Source organism: Sphingomonas pruni NBRC 15498, assembly GCF_001598455.1.
GTDB lineage: Bacteria > Pseudomonadota > Alphaproteobacteria > Sphingomonadales > Sphingomonadaceae > Sphingomonas > Sphingomonas pruni.
Map to the genome: position 1 here is coordinate 85,272 of NZ_BCYZ01000005.1, position 18,659 is coordinate 103,930.

Sequence of the window (18,659 nt, forward strand, 5' to 3'; positions counted from 1 at the left end):
TGTCATAAGTTTCTATCGATTGGTCGCCCGCAAGGGCTTGGGAGAGTCGGCCGCCAATGAGCGGCCAGATGCGAGAGAGAGCGGCATGGCGGGCAACAAGCGGGTGGCATTGCTGGCGGCGGTCTGTGCCGCGGCGATGATCGGGTCGGGCGCGAGCGCGCAAGAAGCGCCGCCCAAGCTTCTCTTCCACGTCTCCGCCGACACAACGCTCAATGCCGATACCGCGGGCGGCGAGGCCGTGCCCAATTTCCAGTCCAAGGTCGCGATCGTCCCCACCGGCAAAGCGGGTGGTGCGATCGAGTGGCAGGACGATGGCTATGTCGCCTGGAAAGCGCCGGGCAATATCTATGCGCGGCGCGGCACGCTCTCTTTTTTCTGGCGGTCGCGCACCCCGGTCGGCGAGGCACCGTTCGTCCTGTTCCGCGTCGGATATGCCGATCACACCAGCTGGGACATGGCGTTCCTCAGGATCGACTGGAACGGCCACGGCTTCGATGCCTTCGTCACCGACAACAACCTTGCGCGCGAACGCGTGTCGTTCCGCATGGATACGCTTCCCAGCCCGACCGAGTGGCATCACATCGCCTTCGCCTGGGACGAGGCGGTCGGCGTGCGCCTGTTCGTCGATGGCAAGGAGGTCGCGCGCAAGGACCAGAAGGCGGTGCTCGACAGCGGGCTCGACCAGTTCGGCCTGGCCGGGCGGATCATCTCGCCGCACCAGGTGCAGAGCCGGTACAGCTTCATGCGCGGCAGCGATGTCGATGAGATTCGCGTCTATGACCGGATGCTCGATGCCGGCGCGGTCGCCGCGCTCGCCAACAACAGCGCCCGGGCCGACGACAAATCGGTCGCGAGCGACGAGCGCGCCGCGTTCCTCCACCGCTATGGTTTCGACGGCGCGTCGCCGCCGCTGCTGACCGCCGACAAGACCAGCATCCGCAAGGTCGAGTTCGCCGACGCCAAGGACCTGAAGGAATGGATGTGGAAAGGCGTCGACGGCATCGCCGAGACGACCTGGCCGGGGGTCTACAACCGCTCGCGCCTGCCTGGCCGGGACGACTATTTCGAGCTGCCCGACTGGAACGTCTATGTCGAAGGCGGCAAGAGCTACGAACTGACCGTGCCGGCGACCGAGACGGTCAACCGCGTCGAGATCCGCGGCGCCGCTTATGGCGCGCTCGATTACTCGGCAGACGGCAGCAAATATTCGTCGCTGGCGAAGCGGCCACAGGGTGTTGAGAAAACGATCACCAGCTTTGGCGACAAGACCGGCGGCAGATTGCGCTTCACCAATGTCGCGCAGGAAACACCGATCCAGGAAATCTGGGCGTACGACGTGAAGGAAGGCGCCGAGCCCAAGGGCACGCTCAAGCTCAGCTATGCCGTCGACTCGAAAGCCGCGCCGGCCTTCGCCAACCTATCGGCACTCAACAGCTATATCGCCGGCCGCTTTCCGGCCGACGAGCGCGCAACGGTCGTCGCGTTGCCGGTAAGCGCCGGCCATGCCGCGCCGGGTGCGGGCAGCGCGACCGCGGCGGGGAATGCGATACGGGGCGCGAGCGAGGCGCCGATCGTCCATATCCTGATCCCGTCCGACTTCGGCGATGCTTTCCCCGGCAAGCCGCTGGCGCGGGCGTGGAATTACACCTGGGCCAACGTCCATGACGGGCTCGACGGCATCGCGCTCGACATTCCCGCGCTCAGGGTCGCGCCGAACAAGGACGGCGTGATCCCGCTCAACATCCGGATCAAGGACCCGATCTGGCCCGACCGCGACATGATCGACGTCACCGTCTCGGTGAAGCCCGGCCAGGCACGGACCGTCTGGCTCGACCTGCGCGACCGCATCCTGACCGACGATCCCTTCTACATCACCGTCGCCAGCGCCTCGCGCGATTTCGGCGCGGACTCGCTCGACGGCATGAACGTGCGGTTGGTGTTCAAGGACCGCGACGAAGCGAAGAAGGAGCATGTCCAGGATCGTTTCAACCAGGTGAAGGACAATTGGGGCTTCCTGGTCGAGGAGCATACCGCGTCGGGCCGCGAAGGACTGTTCCGGCGCCTCAAGGGCGACATCACCGACCTGCTCCGCGTCGACCCCGACAATCTCGAAGGCCGCCGCTACTGGGCGGATATCAGCTACGGCGCGACCGGCATGCCGCCCTTCACCCAGCCGACGCCGCCCGCCGGCGTGCCGCTCTGGGCCTTCCGCCAGCTCGAGGGTCTCAAGCTCACCCGCCAGTTCGTCGACTGGTGGATCGATAACCGCCAGGTGCCCTATGGCGATTTCGGCGGCGGTATTTCGGACGATGTCGACTTGCTCGAACAATGGCCGGGCCTGGCGCTGATGGGGGTCGATCCCGACAAGATCAACGCCTCGCTGCGGGCGCTGTCGGACTCGGTCTATACCAACGGCATGCGGGTCAACGGGCTCGGCTATATCACCACCGACGAGCTCCATGCCTATGAGGAAGGGCTCAATTCCGACGCCGAGCGGCTCTATCTCAATTGGGGCGAGCCCAAGGCGATCGAGCGGCTGATGGCGACGGCCAAGGCGCTGTCGGAAAAGATCATCCTGCGCAATCCTGCGGGCCACCTGCATTTCGCCACCAACTGGTATGGCGGGCGCAAGGTGTATCGCGAGGGGCCGTGGGAATGGCAGAAGCCCTACAGCTTCACCGTCATGCACGCGCCGATCCTGATGGGCGTCTACAATGCCAATCCCGTCGCGACGGGGCTGGTGACGGGCGTCGTCGACGGCTGGATGGCGCACGGCAAGAAGGGCGCCGACGGCATTTGGACCTATCCCAACGAGATCAACTGGCGGACCGATGCCGAGCGCGCCGGTGACGGCGGCGGCATCCCGACCCCTTACCAATCGGTCTGGGCGGCGTACCGCTTCACCGGCGACCAGAAATATCTGACCCCGATACTCAGCCGCGAAGCGAAGAGCGGGCCGGGCGCGCTCAACGACCTCAACGAGAATGTCGTCGCCAATCTCGGCAAGACCGATTGGGGCAAGGCGCTCGCCGGCATGAAGAGCGATTTCGGCCGCGTCGCCGGCTGGGACGCGACCGGCAACCGCAAATTGCTCGAGGACCAGGCCGCCGACGCGATCGCGTTCAAGTCGCAGCATATGTACATGTACACCGAAGGCCATTGGTGGACCGATCGCGTCGACATGCCCAACGACCTGCTGCAGCGGCAGCGGCTGGGCGGCATCGCTTTGGTGCGCAACCAGACCTATCCCGGCAACACCGTCAGCTGGCGCTTCGCCAGTCCCGGCGCGGCGGAAAAGGTCGCGATCCTGGTGCCCGGCGCGACCACCGGCCATTTCAAGGTCATCGCGTACAACACCAGCGACACGGCGCAGCCGGCGACGATGTCGACCTGGAACGTGACCGCAGGCACATGGAAGATGACCGCCGGAACCAGTGCGTCGGACGGCGATGCCGCCGACGGCACGCCGGTCGCCAGCGAGGTGACACTCGAACGCAGCGGGTCGGTCGAAGTCAGCTTCGCGCCGCGCACCACGACCGTGCTCGAATTCACGTTGGAGACGCCGGGCGTGCCGACCGAGCGCCGCGCCGATCTTGGCATCGGCATGGACGACGTGAAGGTCGCCGGCCGCTCGGTCGAGGTGACGGTGCACAGCCTTGGCGCGCTCCCGGCCAATGGCGGTCGCGTCGAACTGGCCGACGCCACCGGAAAGGTCGCCGCCAGCGTCGCGGTGCCGCCCCTCGACGCGCCAACCGACCTGACGCCCAAGACGGCGACTGTCCGATTGGGGTTGCCGGCCGGTGCTGGCCCGGGTTGGCGGGTGAGGGTCGCGCTGCCCGATGGCACGCCCGAAGTGACCTGGCTGAACAACGCCGTCGCGCTGCCGTCCCCGACGCGCCGGCGATGACGGCTATCGATCGGGGAAATGGGGCATGATCGGACGGCGCAGTTTCCTGGCAGGGGCGGCAGGGACCGCGACTGTTGCGGCTGCCCCTTGGGCACGCGCAGCGGACGCGGGCGATGCCGCGCTGCGCGCCGTGCTCGACGGATTGGCGAAGCTCGACAGCCCCGCCGCCAAGCTGAAGAAGCTCGCGGGGATCGACACGCATGACCTATCGCCCGGCGCGTTGCTCGAACTTGAGGCGGCGCGCGAAGGCTTGGCGATCGATGCCCGGATCGCGGCCATCATGCCGTTCGGCCGGCTGGGGCGCAGTCCCTATTCGGTCACGCCGTCGACGGGCGCATGGCGCGAACCGGCTGCGCCCGATGCCGCCGACCGCATCGCCGCCGACAGCACGGCCGTACGCAACGAGGCCGCTGCCGGCATCATCCTGCCCCGCGATGCGCTGGATCGCGCCGTGGCGGGCCTTGCCAAAGCGGCGGCCGGAGCCACCGGCGGCGTCGCCCTCGCGCTCGCCGAACAAGGCCGCTTGCTGGCGTCGCTCGCGCCGCGTGCCGGCGACCCCGGAGTCGGCCGGCTGCCGCACGGCTCCGAATATTTCGATCTGTTGATCGATCGCCAGTTCGGAGGACGCGACGCGACGGCGATCCATCGCCGCGTCATGGCCAAGGCGCGGGAAATGACGGCGGAAGCTGACGAATTGCTCGCGAGATCGGGCTATACCGGCAGGACCACGGGCCAGCGCTTCCGCGCCGCCTTTCGCGATCCCCGCTTTCTATATGCTGATAGCGAGGACGGTCGCAATCGCGCAGTCGCCGACATGAATCGCTGGCTCGGCCGCGCGCGAGGGCGACTGCCGCGCCTGTTCGAATCGCTCCCGCCGGAATGCGCCAATGTCGCCGTGCGGCGGATGACACCGGTGGAAGAGGCGGCGAAAAAGGGCGGATATCGCGTCCTGCCGTCTCGTGATGGTGCGCCCGGCAGCTATTTCGTCGACCTGTCGGACATTCGCCGCCGGCCCGATTGGAGCCTGGCCAGTGTCGTCCATCACGAGCTGCTGCCGGGCCATATGGTGCAGTTGCCCTTGGACGTGCGGGCGAATCCGCATGCGATTCGAAGCGAATACACCGCCGGATTCGCCGAAGGCTGGGCGATCTATGCCGAGGAATTGATGGTGCGGCAGGGCACTTTCGCCGGCGACGACCGCGCACGGCTCGGCTTCCTCCACTGGATGTTGTTCAGGCTGGGAAGATCGATCATTGACACCGGTGTCCATAGTGAGCGATGGTCTGTCCGGGAAGCGCGGGAGACGCTCGAGAGGATGCAAGGCGAACCGGCCTTTTTTGCGACGTTCGATCAGGACATCCAACGTGTGTGCCTGGAGCCGGGCGCGCGCGTGGGTGAAGCGCTGGCGTGGCTGGCGCTGGCTGACCGCTGCGGGCGCGGCGGGGCGACCGGCCTGCCGCGGCGGCATCGTGCTGCGATTGCCGACGGACGCCTGCGCCTGACATCGCTCGATCGTCGAATGCTTCGGAATTCAAGAGGAAAGTCAATCAGGTAGGCAAAGGCGGCCAAGGGGGAAAACACCCCTGGCCCGATCTCAGGGAGGTAGCGATGCAAAAGGGTTCTCGGTTCGAAACGTTGTTGCGGGGCGGCGCCTCGCTTGCCGTGCTGGCGATCGCGGTCAGCGCCGGAGCGGCACAGGCGCAGACCGCGCCGGCTGGGCCAAATGATGTAGCGCCACAGGCGGCGGCGACTGCCGAGGCGCCGCAAGATGCCCAGGATACCGGCAAAGATATCGTGATCACCGGCTTCCGCGGCAGCCTAGCCAAGGCTCTCGACCAGAAGAAGGCATCGGCCACCGCGATCGACTCGATTCTGGCCGAGGATATCGGCAAGTTCCCCGACCTCAATTTGTCCGAATCGATCCAGCGTATTCCGGGCGTCGCGCTGTCGCGTGACGGCGGTGAAGGCCGCTCGATCTCGGTCCGCGGCCTGGGTCCGCAGTTCACTCGCGTCCGCATCAACGGCATGGAAGCGATTGCCACCGCGGGCGGGTCAGACGCCTCGGGCGGCACCAATCGCGGCCGCGGCTTCGACTTCAACGTCTTCGCCGCCGACCTGTTCAACGCCATCACCGTGCAGAAGACGGCGGAGGCCGCTACCGAGGAAGGGTCGCTCGGCGCGACCGTCGACCTGCGCACTGCGCGCCCCTTCGACTATAAGTCGGGCTTCACGATCGCGGTGTCCGGTCAGGGCAGCTACAACGACCTCGCCGAGAAAGCCTCACCGCGCGCCGCGGCGATGATCTCCTGGTCGAACGAGGACAAGACGTTCGGCGCGTTGATTTCGGCCGCGTACACCAAGCGCAAGCTGGTCGAGAGCGGCTATTCGACGGTGCGCTGGACGACCAACGATGCCGGTGCCGCGCCCGGATTCCAGAGCGTGCTCGGCACGCCGTGTCTCACTACCGACAGCAAGTCGAATCTGGTGCAGGTCGCGCCTCTTCCGCAGGTCTGCGCCGAAGCCAATGCAGCCTTCCATCCGCGTTTCCCGCGCTATGACTATTTCATCGACGACCAGCAGCGCATCGGCCTGACCGGGTCGATCCAGTGGAAGCCGACCGACAGCACGACGATCAGCATCGACGGCCTCTATGCCGACTTCAAGGCGACGCGCGAGGAGCGCTATCTGGAGGCGAACGGATTCGCGGTGACTTGCACCAAGTCGCCGATCCCGGCCAATTGCGGCGTCCCCGATACCGACGTCATTGCTGAGACGATCACCAACGGCGCGATGCTGAAAGGCACGTTCAACGATGTCGACCTGCGCGTCGAAAATCGCTTCGACCGGCTGGACACCAAGTTCAAGCAGCTGACGTTCAACGTCGACCAGAATATCGGCGAGAAGCTGAAGCTCAACCTGATCCTGGGCCATTCGCAATCCGATCACCAGAACCCGATCCAGAATACGGTCACGTTCGACCAATATAATGTCGACGGCTACAGCTACGATTATACCGATCGCCAGCATCCGGTGTTCAATTTCGGCAACGCCAATCTGGCCAACGGCACGGGCTGGGTGCTGAGCCAGCTGCGTCTGCGCTCGGCATCCGCCAAGAACACCTATGAAACCGGTCAGCTCAATTTCACCTGGGATGTCACCGACGGGTTCTCGATCGAGGGCGGCGCCTCCTACAAGGGCTATGGCTTCCAGGCGACCGACCTCCGGCGCAGCAACGGCACCACGGCGGCGCAGGACACCAACCTGTCCTGCTGCACGCTTCCCGCCGACCTCAATCTCAACCAATACGGTCAGGTCGTGACGATCGAGGGCCAGTCCTTCTTCGACGCCGACTACCAAAAGGCCGCAGCCTATTTCGGGCTCGAGGATCCCACCGCGCGCGGCGGCACGTTCAAGCTCGGAATCGAGCCCGGCCTTGCCGGCAACGTCGCGGTCGATGAGCACGACAAGAGCGGCTATTTGCAGTTCAACTTCAATCGCGACATGGGGTTGTTCACGCTGCGCGGTAACGCCGGTGTGCGCTACGTCCAGACCTTCCAGCGTTCGCGGGGCTATTCCTATTCGAGCGGCGCCGCAGTGCCGCTGGTCGCCACTCGGACCTATGACGACTGGCTGCCGTCGATGAACGCGGTGTTCGAATTCTCGCCCAAGTTCCAGATCCGGCTGGCTGCCGCGAAGATGATGGCGCGACCCGATCTGACCAGCATCGCGCCGTCGGCCACCGTCTCGGTATCGGGCGCAAACCGGTCGGTGTCGGTCGGCAATCCGGGGCTCGATCCCTATCGTGCGACGACGCTCGATGCTGCGGCGGAATGGTATTATATGCCCGGCGCACTGCTCTCGGTCGCCTTTTTCCAGAAGGATATCGACAGCTTCGTCCAGACGGTCCAGTCGTCCGGGACTTTCTCCGATAATCCGTTCGGCCTGCCGGAGAGCCTGGCGATCGCGGCGTGCGGCACGCAATATCCGGCGACCTGCAATCCCGCCGCCGCCAACTGGACCTTCTCCGCGCCGCGCAACACGCCGGGCGGCCGCCTGCGCGGCTTCGAAGTGAATTTCCAGCAGCCGTTCAAGTTCCTGCCCGGCTTCCTGGGCAATTTCGGCGTGCTGCTCAACTACACCCACGTCGAATCGAACATCAAATACCTCAACTCCAAGGGCGTGGTCGTGAAGGTCACCGACCTGACCGGCCTGTCGCGCAACAGCGCCAACGCCACGCTCTATTACGAGGACAAGGTGGTCAGCGCCCGCGTGTCGGCGGCCTATCGTTCGGGGTATCTGTCGGATGCGGTCGGTACCCAGGGGATCGACAGCCAAGGCTACAACAAGACCCTCAATATCGACGCGTCGGTGCAGATCACGCTGACCAAGCAGCTCAAGCTGACGTTCGAGGGTATCAACCTGACCGATCAATATCAGGATCAATATAACGACAGCCGTGACCTGCTATCGGTCTATCACCATACCGGCCGCGAATTCCTCGCCGGGTTCCGGTTCAACTACTAACCAATCAGTCCTGCCTGCCGGTGCGGATAACCCCCCGCACCGGCTTTTCTTTCTTTGGGAGACGGCGCGTGCGGCATCTGAAAGCGATGATCTTTGCCGGAGCCGCGGCCGCCGCGATGATCACAGCGCCGGCCGGCGCGGCGACGCGCGCGCAAATCCTGTCGACGATGAAGCGCGCCTCCGAATTCATGGTCGACAAGGTGGCGGTGCGCGGTGGCTATGTCTGGGCGCAGCTGCCCGACGGGTCGCGTCGCTGGGGCGAGATGGAAGCCTATCCGACTATGATCTGGGTGCAGCCGCCCGGCACCGGGACGATGGGGCATCTGTTCCTCGATGCCTATCACGCGACCGGCGACGACTATTATTACCGGGCCGCGACCAAGGCGGCGGACGCGCTGGTCGCCGGACAATTGCCGGCCGGTGGCTGGCATTATTTCATCGATTTCGGCGGGCCGGCCTCGACTGCCAAATGGTATGCGACCATCGGCAAGAACGCCTGGCGGCTGGAGGAATTCCAACATTATTGGGGCAACGCCACGTTCGACGATGCGGGTACCTCGGAAGCGATGCAGTTCCTGCTGCGCCTCTATGTCGAGAGGCACGATCCCAAATATCTGCCGCCACTCAAAAAGGCGCTGAACTTCGTCCTCAAGAGCCAATATGCCAATGGCGGTTGGCCGCAGCGTTATCCGGCGACCAAATTCCCGTATATCGACCACGGCAAGCCCGACTATACGTCGTTCATCACTTTCAACGACGATGTCGCGGGCGAGAATATCCGCTTCCTGATCCAATATTATCAGGTGACCGGCGACACCCGCGTGCTCGACCCGATCCACCGCGCGATGGACATTAACGTGAAGACGCAGCAGCCCGCCCCGCAGGCGGGCTGGGGGCTGCAATATACGCTCGACCTTAAACCCACCGGCGCGCGGACCTACGAGCCGACGGCGATCGTCACGCACACCACCTATGCCAATGTCGAGCAACTGCTGAATTTCTATCGCCTGACCGGCGATCCCAAGTTCCTTGCTGGCGTCCCCGACGCGCTCGACTGGCTCGACTCGGTCAAGTCGCCGCCCGAGCTGAACAAGGATGGCAAGACCTATCCGACCTTTCTAGAGATCGGCACCAACAAGCCGATATACGTCCACCGCCGCGGGTCGAACGTGGTCAACGGCGAATATTATGTCGACGGCAACCCCGCCAGCACGCTCGGCCATTACAGCTCGTTCCGGCATCTCGACGTGCCCAAGCTTCGCCGCGAGTATGAGGAGCTGAAGGCGACGCCGCCCGAGGTGGCGAGCAAGGACTCGCCGCTCAAGGCAACCGGGCGCCGACCGCTCGATCGCTACTATCTGACCGACATGGGCGCCGGATCGGACCGCAACGCCGACCTGGCGGCGAACAGTCCGGATGCGCTGGTAAAGACGCTCAACGGCGCCGGCTGGTGGCCGGCCGAGCTCAAGATGACCAGCCATCGCTACATGCACGACGGGTCGAAGACGGTTACGCCCGGCGACTATTCGACGACGCGCGTCGGCGACGAGACCGACACTTCGCCCTATCTCGATCCCAAGCCGGCGGTCGGCATTTCGACCGGCACGTACATCGCGCACATGGAAACGCTGATCGCGGCGCTGGGCGATGCGAAATAGGCTGATCCTGCTGGGCGCGCTCGCGCTCGCCGTGCCCGCCGGGGCACAGGACAAGCCGGCCGGCCGCATGACCGTGATCGATGGCGAGTCTGTCAGGCGCGACGAACCGCCGCCGCACGGCAATATCGGGATGAGTACCGCCTATCGCTACAGCGACGCGGTGCCGGGGCGTGCGATGGAATTCCGCAAGCGCGTGCTCCATGTCGGCGCGGCGATCGGCGCGCACAAGCTGGCGCACGACGAGGTCTATTACGTGCTGTCGGGTGAAGGCGACGCGTTCTCCGGCGACCGCATCGAGCCGGTGAAAGCCGGCCAGGCGATCTATTTCTTCGCCGGCGAGACGATGGGGATAAAGCAGAAGGGCGCGAAGCCGCTGGCGCTGATCATCAGCTATCCGCTGGCGACACGGGCAAAGAACTGAGATTCAGTCTGGTTGCCAGATACCTCCCCGGCGAAGGCCGGGGCCCAGTATCGATGTGGTGGCGACGGCATCCTGCCTGGATGAGCGCGTCGCGACTGGGCCCCGGCCTTCGCCGGGGAAGCGGATTTCAATTCCATCGAATCAAGGCTTAAGCGACAGCCAGCCACCCCCGGCTCGTCGCCCAGCCAAGGAACAGGTCCGGCCAGACCTGCGCCGGCTTGCCGACGACGCCGCGCAGGCCGAAGCCATGGTTACCCTGTTCGAACAGATGCAGTTCCACCGGTACCTTGGCCGTCCGCAATGCAGCGTGGAACAGCAACGTATTTTCGATCGGCACGACCGGATCGTCCTCGGCCGCGCACAGGAAGCAGGGCGGGCTGTCGGGCTTGATGTTGCGGTCGGGCGAATGCGCGGCGATCAACGCCGGTGACGGATCGGGGCCGAGCAGGGCTTCTCGCGATCCCATATGCGCGACGGAAGCGTCCATCGACACGACCGGATAGATTGGTGCCGCGAGCATCGGCTGCGCCGACAGCGTGTCGGCGGCGTCGACCGGATCGTAGGTCTTCGCCGCGAACCGCGCGACGAGATCGGCGCAGAGATGCCCGCCGGCCGAAAAGCCCATCGCCGCGACCCGCGCCGGGTCGATCCCATATTTCGTTGCCTGTGACCGGATCAGGCGCATCGCGCGCTGCGCATCCTGCAGCGGCACATTGGCGCGGTTCGCCCAGCCCTCTCCCGGCAAGCGATAGAACAGGACGAACACGGTGATGCCGCGCGCCGCGAGCAGGCGGCCGATCTCATAGCCCTCCTTGTCGATCGCCATCCGAACATAGCCGCCGCCCGGAAAGACCAGGAGCGACGCGCCATTGGGCTTGGCCGGGCGGAACACCGCCATGCGCGGTACGGCCACGCCGGCGACCGAGCGGTCGTTGAGCTTGGCGGTATCCTTTCTGCGCTCGGTAGTGACTTCGACCGGCGGCTTGGCGGGCATGCCGGGCGCGCCTTTGGGCCACAGATCGATCGTCTCGTCGGGCTGCGACAGCACCAAAGGCGCGTTGCCCGGTGCCATGGGTAGCGCGGTCTGCGCCCCGGCGCTGCTCGCCGCGACCGCCGCGCCGAGCGTCGTCAACAAGGCGGTGCGGCGGTCGATCCCGGTCATGTCAGGTCCCCGGCTGAATGTACGGAATGCGCGCGAACAGTTCGCGCTGCCATTTGCGCGGGTCGTTCTCGATATGGCTGTCGACGTCGAACACCATCGTCGCGCGGCGCGCCAAATCGTATTTGGGCCAGACGGGCAGGCCGGGATGGTTGGGATTGCCGGTCTTGGCGAAGGCGACGAAACTGTCCTGCACCGCTTTCGACGCGGCGCGCGCATCGAGCCCGGTACCGGTTTGGGACCCTGGCGCGCCCAGCGTGCCGAACGCCAGCGGGATATCCATCGTGTGGAAGGCGCCGCGGCGCGGGTCGGTGCGCGAGCCGAAGTTTACCTGATAGACCCAGGCCGGGGCGCCGGCACGGGCGCGCTCCTCCGCCTCGATCACCTGGCCGCGCCAGCTCCGCCCGGCAGTGACCGCGGCGTAGAACACGTCGGTCGGCGACCAGGGTGGGAATTGCCTGCGATATTCGGCCACGACCCATTCGGGCAGCGCGTCGATGCGCAATTCGGGCGCGAGGCGGTCGGGCATATTGTCCCAGGTCAGCCCCTTCACCTTGTCCGAATCGGGCGAGATGAACGCGCGCGCTTCGTCATGGACATTGCCCAGGATCAGCGGGATCGACAGGCCGATCGGATTGGCGTCGGGCCAGAAGGGATGCCGGGTGAGCCATTTCATGTCGAGCACCGGGCCAAAATAGACTCCGCCGCCGAGATACGGATCTTCGGCCGACAGCGCATCGACCAGTTTCTCGGTGGGCGCCGTTAGCAATGGCCCCAGATCGCGCTCGCTCAACCCGAGCTTGCGCAGATAGGCCCGCGCGCGGTCTGTGGCGTGGAGCGGGCCGGAGGCGGTGACCTGCTGGCCAGACATCGTCACGCCGCGATGAAACAGCCCCCTGGCCGCCGGCATCCCGGTCAGCGTGGCGATCTTGGCGCCGCCCCCCGACTGGCCGAACAGCATCACGCGATCGGGATCGCCGCCGAAAGCCGCGATATTGTCGCGCACCCATTTGAGCGCGAGGATCAGGTCGAGCTGGCCGCAATTGCCGCTGTCGGCGAAGCGCGGATCGAGCCGGGCGAGATAGAGATAGCCGAACGCGTTGAGCCGATGATTGACCGTGACCACGACGACATCGCCGCGCGCCGCCAGATTGTGCCCGTCGTTGAGCGGATCGGTGACGCTGCCGTTCGAATAGGCGCCGCCATGGATGTAGAGCATCACCGGCTTCTTGGCCGCCGGATTGGGCTCTGCGGTCCAGACGTTGAGGTAGAGACAGTCCTCCGATTGCGGCTGATATCTGCCCGATTGCGGGCAGACCGGCCCATATTTCTGCACCTGCCGCACCTGGCCGCGCGCCGCATAGGGCACCGGCGCCCGGAACCGTTGCGCGACGCCGTAGCGGATGCCGCGATAGGCGATGACGCCGCGGTCGCTCTCGCCGACGAAATCGCCCGATGGCGCCCGCACATAAGGCGCCGCGACCGCACGCGCCGTGCCCGACAGCAATATCGCCGCCCCCGCGCTCGCGCCGGCGCCGATCAGGGTGCGCCGGTTCCAGCCTTCAGCGTCGGACATCCAGACCCCCTGCCAGAAATGCGTCGATATCGGCCTGGCGGAACAGGCTGGCGTCGCCGGGCAGCGAATGTTTGAGCGCGGTCAGTGCCAGGCCGGTGCGCGCGGCATCGTCGATACTGCCGCCCTTGCGCAGCGAATGCAGGACGCCGGCCGCGAAGGCATCGCCCGCGCCGATCCGGTCGACGATGCCGGCGAGCGTGATCTCGGCCGATTGCGCGTGCGCATCGCGCGTGTCGATCCGTGCCGACAATAAATGGCGATCGACATCCTCGGTGTGCCGCGCGGTCGAGGCGATCGTCTGTAGCTTGGGAAAAGCGGCGAAGGCGGCGTCGGCGGCTTCGCGCCGGCGGTCCTCGCCATCGCCCGAAAAGGGTTTGTCGAGCAGCAAGGCGATGTCGCGATGATTGCCGAACATCAGGTCGGCCTGCGCGACCAGTCGCGACAGGATTTCGCGCGGCTTGCCGTCCCAGCGCTCCCACAGCTTGCCGCGCCAATTGCCGTCGAACGAGACCGGGATGCCGCGTGCGGCGGCCGCCTCGGCAGCGGCAATTGCAACTTGCGCGGGCACAGGGCCTAGCGCGGGCGTGATGCCCGACAGATGCAGGCGGTCGACGCCGTTCAGCAGCGTGTCCCAATCCCAGGCGTCGGCGGGCGCCTCGGCGAAGCTCGAATGTGCGCGGTCGTAAATCACTTCGGTCGCGCGCATACCGGCGCCCGAGGTGACGAAATAGAGCCCCATCCGGTCACCGCGGCGTTGGATGGTGCTGGTGTCGATGCCGTGGCCGCGCAGGGTGGTGATGGCGGCATCGCCCAGGTCATTGGCCGGAACGGCGCTGACGAAACCGACATCGTGGCCGAGCCGAGCAAGCGCGGTCGCGACATTCGCTTCGGCACCGGCGACCCAAACGTCGAATTTCGGGGTTTGCAGGATCAGCTCGCGCCCGGGTGGCGAGAGCCGCAGCATGATTTCGCCGAAGGCGAGGAATTTGCCCATTACCGTCCCCCAATTCCCTCCCCGGCGAAGGCCGGGGCCCAGTTACGACGCAGCCCGAGACTGGGGCCCGGCCTTCGCCGGGGAGGCGTAACGAGGAAGATCACCGCGCTAGCCACCCGCCGTCGACCGCCAGGATATGTCCCTGGACGTAATCCGCCGCGCGGCTCGCCAGAAACACGGCCGCCCCGCCCAAGTCGCTCGCATCGCCCCAGCGCCCCGCCGGGATGCGGTCGAGGATCGACTTGTTGCGCACCTCGTCGGCCTGCAGCGCCGCCGTGTTGTTGGTCGCGATATAGCCCGGCGCGATCGCATTGACGTTGACGCCTTTCGACGCCCATTCGTTGGCCAGCAATTTGGTCAGCCCGCCGATTCCGCTTTTCGATGCGGTATAGCTCGGCACGCGGATGCCGCCCTGAAAGGTCAGCATCGATGCGATATTGATGATCTTGCCGCCGCCATTGGCGATCATGTGCCGCCCCGCCGCCTGGCACAGGAAGAACACCGATTTGAGATTGGTGTCGACCACCGCATCCCAATCCTCCTCGGTGAAGTCGACCGCGTCGGCGCGGCGGATGATCCCGGCATTGTTGACCAGGATGTCCAGCCCGCCGAGCTTATCCACCGTTTCGTCCACAATTCTTTGCACAGGCTCGATCGTCGAGAGGTCGGCCGAGACGATCTCGGCGCGGCGGCCGAGGGCGCGGGCCTTGGCGACGGTGTCCTCGGCGGGCGTGCGTCCGACCGCGGCGATATCGGCGCCGGCTTCGGCCAGTGCCAAGGCGATCGCCTGGCCGATACCGGTATTGGCGCCGGTCACGATAGCGACTTTGCCGGAAAGATCGAAGGGGTTCATTTTAGCTCCATATTCCCCTCCCGCTTGCGGGAGGGGCTAGGGGAGGGCCTGTCGAGAAGTGCGGGAAGTGGAACACGCCCTCCCCCCAGCCCCTCCCTTGCAGGGAGGGGAGTCTACGCCAGCTGGCAGATATCCAGCACGTTCATGTCGGTATAATCCTGATTCTCGCCGGCCATCGCCCAGATGAAGGCATAGGCCTTGGTCCCCGCGCCCATATGGATCGACCAGGGCGGGCTGATCACCGCTTCCTCATTCTGCATCACGATGTGGCGCGTCGCCTCGCCTTCGCCCATGAAATGCATCACGCGATCGGTGTCGAGATTGTCGAGCTCGAAATAGAAATAGATCTCGCTGCGGCGCTCATGGATGTGCGGCGGCATCGTGTTCCACACGCTGCCCGGCTTGAGCACGGTCAGGCCCATCACCAGCTGCGCACTGTCGCAGACGCCCGGAATGACGAGCTGGAAGATCGTGCGCTCGTTCGATTCCGCCAGGCTGCCCCGCTCGAGCGCATTGGCATCGGCAATGCCGAGCTTGCGGGTCTTGAACGCCTTATGCGCGGGGCACGAGGCCAGATAGAACCGCGCGCCCTGGCCGGAGAACTCGACATGCTTGGCGCCCATCGTGACGTACAGGCAATCCTTGTTGCCGAGCGTGAATTCCTCGCCGTCGACCATGACCTTGCCGTGGACCGTGCCGACATTGACGATCGCGAGTTCGCGCCGCTCGAGGAACGGATGACCGACCGCCGAGGGCGGTTCGGACTGCGCGGGCAGCGTGACCGGCGCGCCTCCAACCGCGACGCCGCCGATCACGAAGCGGTCGGCATGCGTGTAGTTGAGCACGCACTCACCCTCGCGGAACAGGCCCTGGATCAGATAGCGGTCGCGCAGTTCCTCATTGGAGACGCACTCCATCATGTCGGGATGGGTGGCGTAATAGGTACGGTCAAACATCAGGGTCTCCGTTTGGGGGATCAGGCCGCGCGCGCGGCAAGCGCTTGATGATTGCCGGCGTCCGCCGGCGGGTGGTCGTCGATCTTGTAGGCCCGGCGCACCAGGCCGGTGGTCAGGTCCTGGATCAGCTCGGCGGCTTCCCAGTCGTGGAGGCGGTGCTCGGCGACCAGCCGCGCGAGGAAGGCGCAATCGATGCGGCGCGCGACGTCGTGGCGCGCCGGGATCGACAGGAAGGCGCGGGTATCGTCGTTGAAACCGACGGTGTTGTAGAAGCCGGCGGTCTCGGTGGTCATCTCGCGGAACCGCCGCATGCCTTCGGGGCTGTCGTGGAACCACCAGCTCGGACCGAGCTTGAGGCAGGGATAATGGCCGGCGAGCGGCGCCAGCTCGCGGGCATAGGTCGATTCGTCGAGCGTGAAGAGGATGATCGACAAATCGCGCTCATTGCCGAAGCGGTCGAGCAATGGCTTCAAGGCATGGACGTAATCGGTCCGCGTCGGGATGTCGGCGCCCTTGTCGCGACCATGGCTGGCGAACAACCCGGCATTGTGGTTGCGGCAGGATCCTGGGTGGATCTGCATCACCATTCCGTCCTCGACCGACATCGCCGCCATTTCGGTCAGCATCTGTGCGCGGAACAGCTCGGCATCGGCGGGGGTCCAGGTGCCGGTGACGATGGTGCGGAACAGGCGCTCGGCCTCGCTTGCCGACAGATTGGCGGTCGCCGCGGTCGGGTGGCCGTGATCGGTCGCGGTGGCCCCGGCCGCGCGGAAATCGGCGCGGCGCTTGCGGTGCGCGGCGAGATAGCCCTTCCAGTCGTAGACGTCCTCGCCGGTCAATTCGGCGAAGCGCGCCATCGCCGGTTTGAACGCCTCATGCTCGACGTCGATCACGCCGTCGGGACGATAGGTGGTGACGACGCGCCCGCCCCAGCCCGATCGGCGGATGGCGTGATGGTGCGTCAGGTCGTCCTGCGCGCCTTCGGTCGTCGCCAGGAAATCGATCCGGAAGCGGTCGAACAGCGCGCGCGGCCGGAACGCCTCGCTCGCGAGCTTCTCCCCGATCGCGTCGAAATACGCGTCGGCGGTCGAGGCATCGAGTTCTTGCTCGATCCCGAACACCACCGAAAAGACATGGTCGAGCCACAGCCGCGACGGCGTTCCGCGGAACAGTTGGTAATGCGACGCGAACAGCCGCCAGGCCGCACGCGGATCGGTCGCAGGCACGCCGGCGCGTGACGGGATCGCCAGCGCGTCGAGATCCACGCCCTGACTGTAAAGCATGCGGTAGAGATAATGGTCCGGGGACAGCAGCAGGGTGGTCGCGTCGCTCCACGTGTCGTTATTCGCGAACCAGGCCGGGTCGGTGTGACCGTGCGGGCTGACGATCGGCGAATCGGCGACGGCGGCATAGAGATTGCGGGCGATCGACCGCGTTCCCGGATCGGCGGGAAGCAGGCGATCGGGGTGCAATTCCAGCGTGCGAGCCATCAGCTTTCTCCATCCTCCCCGCTTCTGTTGAGCGAGCATCTGGTAACCGGTGTCACCTCAGAGTTCAACCGCCCCGGACGCGTTCAGTCGATCGGCGGCGACACCGATCCGCGGCGGATCAGCGTCGACAGAAACATCGACGGCTCCTGCACGGCGGCATCGTCGTCATTGTCGGCCATCCCGGTGATCAGCTTCAGCGCGGCGGATCGCGCCATCGAGGCGATCGGCCAGCGCACGGTGGTCAGGGGCGGCCACATATGCGCGGCGATCGGCGTGTCGTCGAACCCGATCACCGACAAATCGCGCGGCACGATCAACCCGCGCTGGCACGCCGCGTGGATCACGCCCGCCGCCATCTCGTCGTTGCTCGAGAAGATCGCGGTCGGGCGCGGCACCACGTCGAGCAGGCGCTCGGCCGCGATCAGCCCCGATTCGAAGGTATAATTTCCCTCGGCGATCATGCTGCGCGGGAGCGAGATGCCCGCGTCGCGCATCGCTTCCTCGAATCCCAGCCGGCGTTCGTGCGCCGAGCGGAAGCCATGCGGGCCGGCGATCAGCCCGATGCGGCGATGCCCTTGTGCGATCAGATATTGCGTCGCTTCGCGTACCGCTTCGCGATCGTTCGAGGCGACCATATGTTCGGGCGTGTCGAGGACCGCCGAACCCATGCGGACATAGCGACAGCCGAGATCGGTGCACAATTTGGCGACCGCGTCATTCTCGCTGATCGGCGGCATCAGCAGCACGCCGAACAATCGCTGCCGCTCGAGGAACAGGCGCAGGTCGTCGAGCATCGTCGGCGAGCCGCGGTCGACCGGCCGCACGACCATCTCGAACTCGCTATCGTGGATCGCTTCCAACATGCCCTGCTGGACGTTCATCACCGTCTGGGCATTGGGGTTGTCGTGGACCAGCCCGACCAGGAAATTGCGCCGTAGCGCCAGCGCACGTGCTTGCGGGTTGGGGACGTAGCCGAGCTGGCCTATGACATCCTCGACCTTCTTGCGCGTATCGTCGTTGAGCAGCGGCGATCGGTTGATGACGCGGCTGACGGTTTTCTTCGACACGCCCGCGATGCGCGCGACATCGTTGATCGTCGGCTGGCCGGTCTTTTCCATCGT

12 protein-coding genes are annotated in these 18,659 nt (G+C 65.7%); 5 read left to right on the forward strand and 7 right to left on the reverse strand.

Features of this window, described 5'->3' with window-relative positions; translation table 11 throughout:
* Positions 1-85 precede the first annotated feature (85 nt).
* From SPR01S_RS02185 to SPR01S_RS02205, 5 genes are all read left to right on the forward strand, one after another.
* The gene (locus SPR01S_RS02185; protein WP_066584277.1) at positions 86-3,907 is read left to right on the forward strand and encodes a LamG-like jellyroll fold domain-containing protein; all 3,822 of its coding nucleotides are present in this window, start codon (positions 86-88) and stop codon (positions 3,905-3,907) included.
* A gap of 25 nt (positions 3,908-3,932) precedes the next feature.
* Positions 3,933-5,462 (forward strand): DUF885 family protein, encoded by a 1,530-nt coding sequence (locus SPR01S_RS02190; RefSeq protein WP_066584280.1) that lies wholly within the window; start codon positions 3,933-3,935, stop codon positions 5,460-5,462.
* 53 nt (positions 5,463-5,515) lie between these two features.
* A complete protein-coding gene (locus tag SPR01S_RS02195; RefSeq protein WP_066584283.1) occupies positions 5,516-8,431 on the forward strand; it encodes a TonB-dependent receptor in 2,916 nt (971 codons plus the stop codon).
* A 68-nt stretch (positions 8,432-8,499) separates the two neighbouring features.
* A complete protein-coding gene (locus tag SPR01S_RS02200; RefSeq protein ID WP_218016689.1) occupies positions 8,500-10,089 on the forward strand; it encodes a pectate lyase in 1,590 nt (529 codons plus the stop codon).
* Positions 10,079-10,510, forward strand: a complete 432-nt coding sequence (locus SPR01S_RS02205) for a cupin domain-containing protein (RefSeq protein ID WP_439646720.1) — start codon at positions 10,079-10,081, stop codon at positions 10,508-10,510. The genes SPR01S_RS02200 and SPR01S_RS02205 overlap by 11 nt, the downstream gene beginning before the upstream one ends.
* Before the next feature lie 148 nt (positions 10,511-10,658).
* On the opposite strand, the gene SPR01S_RS02210 is transcribed toward SPR01S_RS02205, so the two are convergent.
* The 7 genes from SPR01S_RS02210 to SPR01S_RS02240 form a co-directional block, all read right to left on the reverse strand.
* Complete coding sequence (locus SPR01S_RS02210; protein WP_066584287.1) at positions 10,659-11,672, reverse strand: alpha/beta hydrolase; 1,014 nt, start codon at positions 11,670-11,672, stop codon at positions 10,659-10,661.
* Between the two features lies 1 nt (position 11,673).
* The gene (locus tag SPR01S_RS02215) at positions 11,674-13,245 is read right to left on the reverse strand and encodes a carboxylesterase/lipase family protein (protein ID WP_066584289.1); all 1,572 of its coding nucleotides are present in this window, start codon (positions 13,243-13,245) and stop codon (positions 11,674-11,676) included.
* Positions 13,232-14,239 (reverse strand): sugar kinase, encoded by a 1,008-nt coding sequence (locus SPR01S_RS02220; protein WP_066584291.1) that lies wholly within the window; start codon positions 14,237-14,239, stop codon positions 13,232-13,234. Before SPR01S_RS02220 ends, SPR01S_RS02215 begins: the two co-directional genes overlap by 14 nt.
* 100 nt (positions 14,240-14,339) lie before the next feature.
* Positions 14,340-15,092 carry a 2-dehydro-3-deoxy-D-gluconate 5-dehydrogenase KduD gene (gene kduD, locus SPR01S_RS02225; protein WP_066584293.1) on the reverse strand — a complete coding sequence of 251 codons (753 nt, stop codon included), beginning with the start codon at positions 15,090-15,092 and terminating at the stop codon, positions 14,340-14,342.
* 113 nt (positions 15,093-15,205) lie between these two features.
* Complete coding sequence (kduI, locus tag SPR01S_RS02230; RefSeq protein WP_066584295.1) at positions 15,206-16,048, reverse strand: 5-dehydro-4-deoxy-D-glucuronate isomerase; 843 nt, start codon at positions 16,046-16,048, stop codon at positions 15,206-15,208.
* Positions 16,049-16,068: 20 nt separating this feature from the next.
* On the reverse strand, positions 16,069-17,538 hold the full coding sequence (gene uxaC / locus SPR01S_RS02235; RefSeq protein ID WP_066584298.1) for a glucuronate isomerase: 1,470 nt from the start codon (positions 17,536-17,538) through the stop codon (positions 16,069-16,071).
* Between the two features lie 83 nt (positions 17,539-17,621).
* Positions 17,622-18,656, reverse strand: coding sequence for a LacI family DNA-binding transcriptional regulator (locus tag SPR01S_RS02240; RefSeq protein ID WP_066584396.1), 1,035 nt, complete (start codon positions 18,654-18,656; stop codon positions 17,622-17,624).
* Between the last annotated feature and the right edge of the window lie 3 nt (positions 18,657-18,659).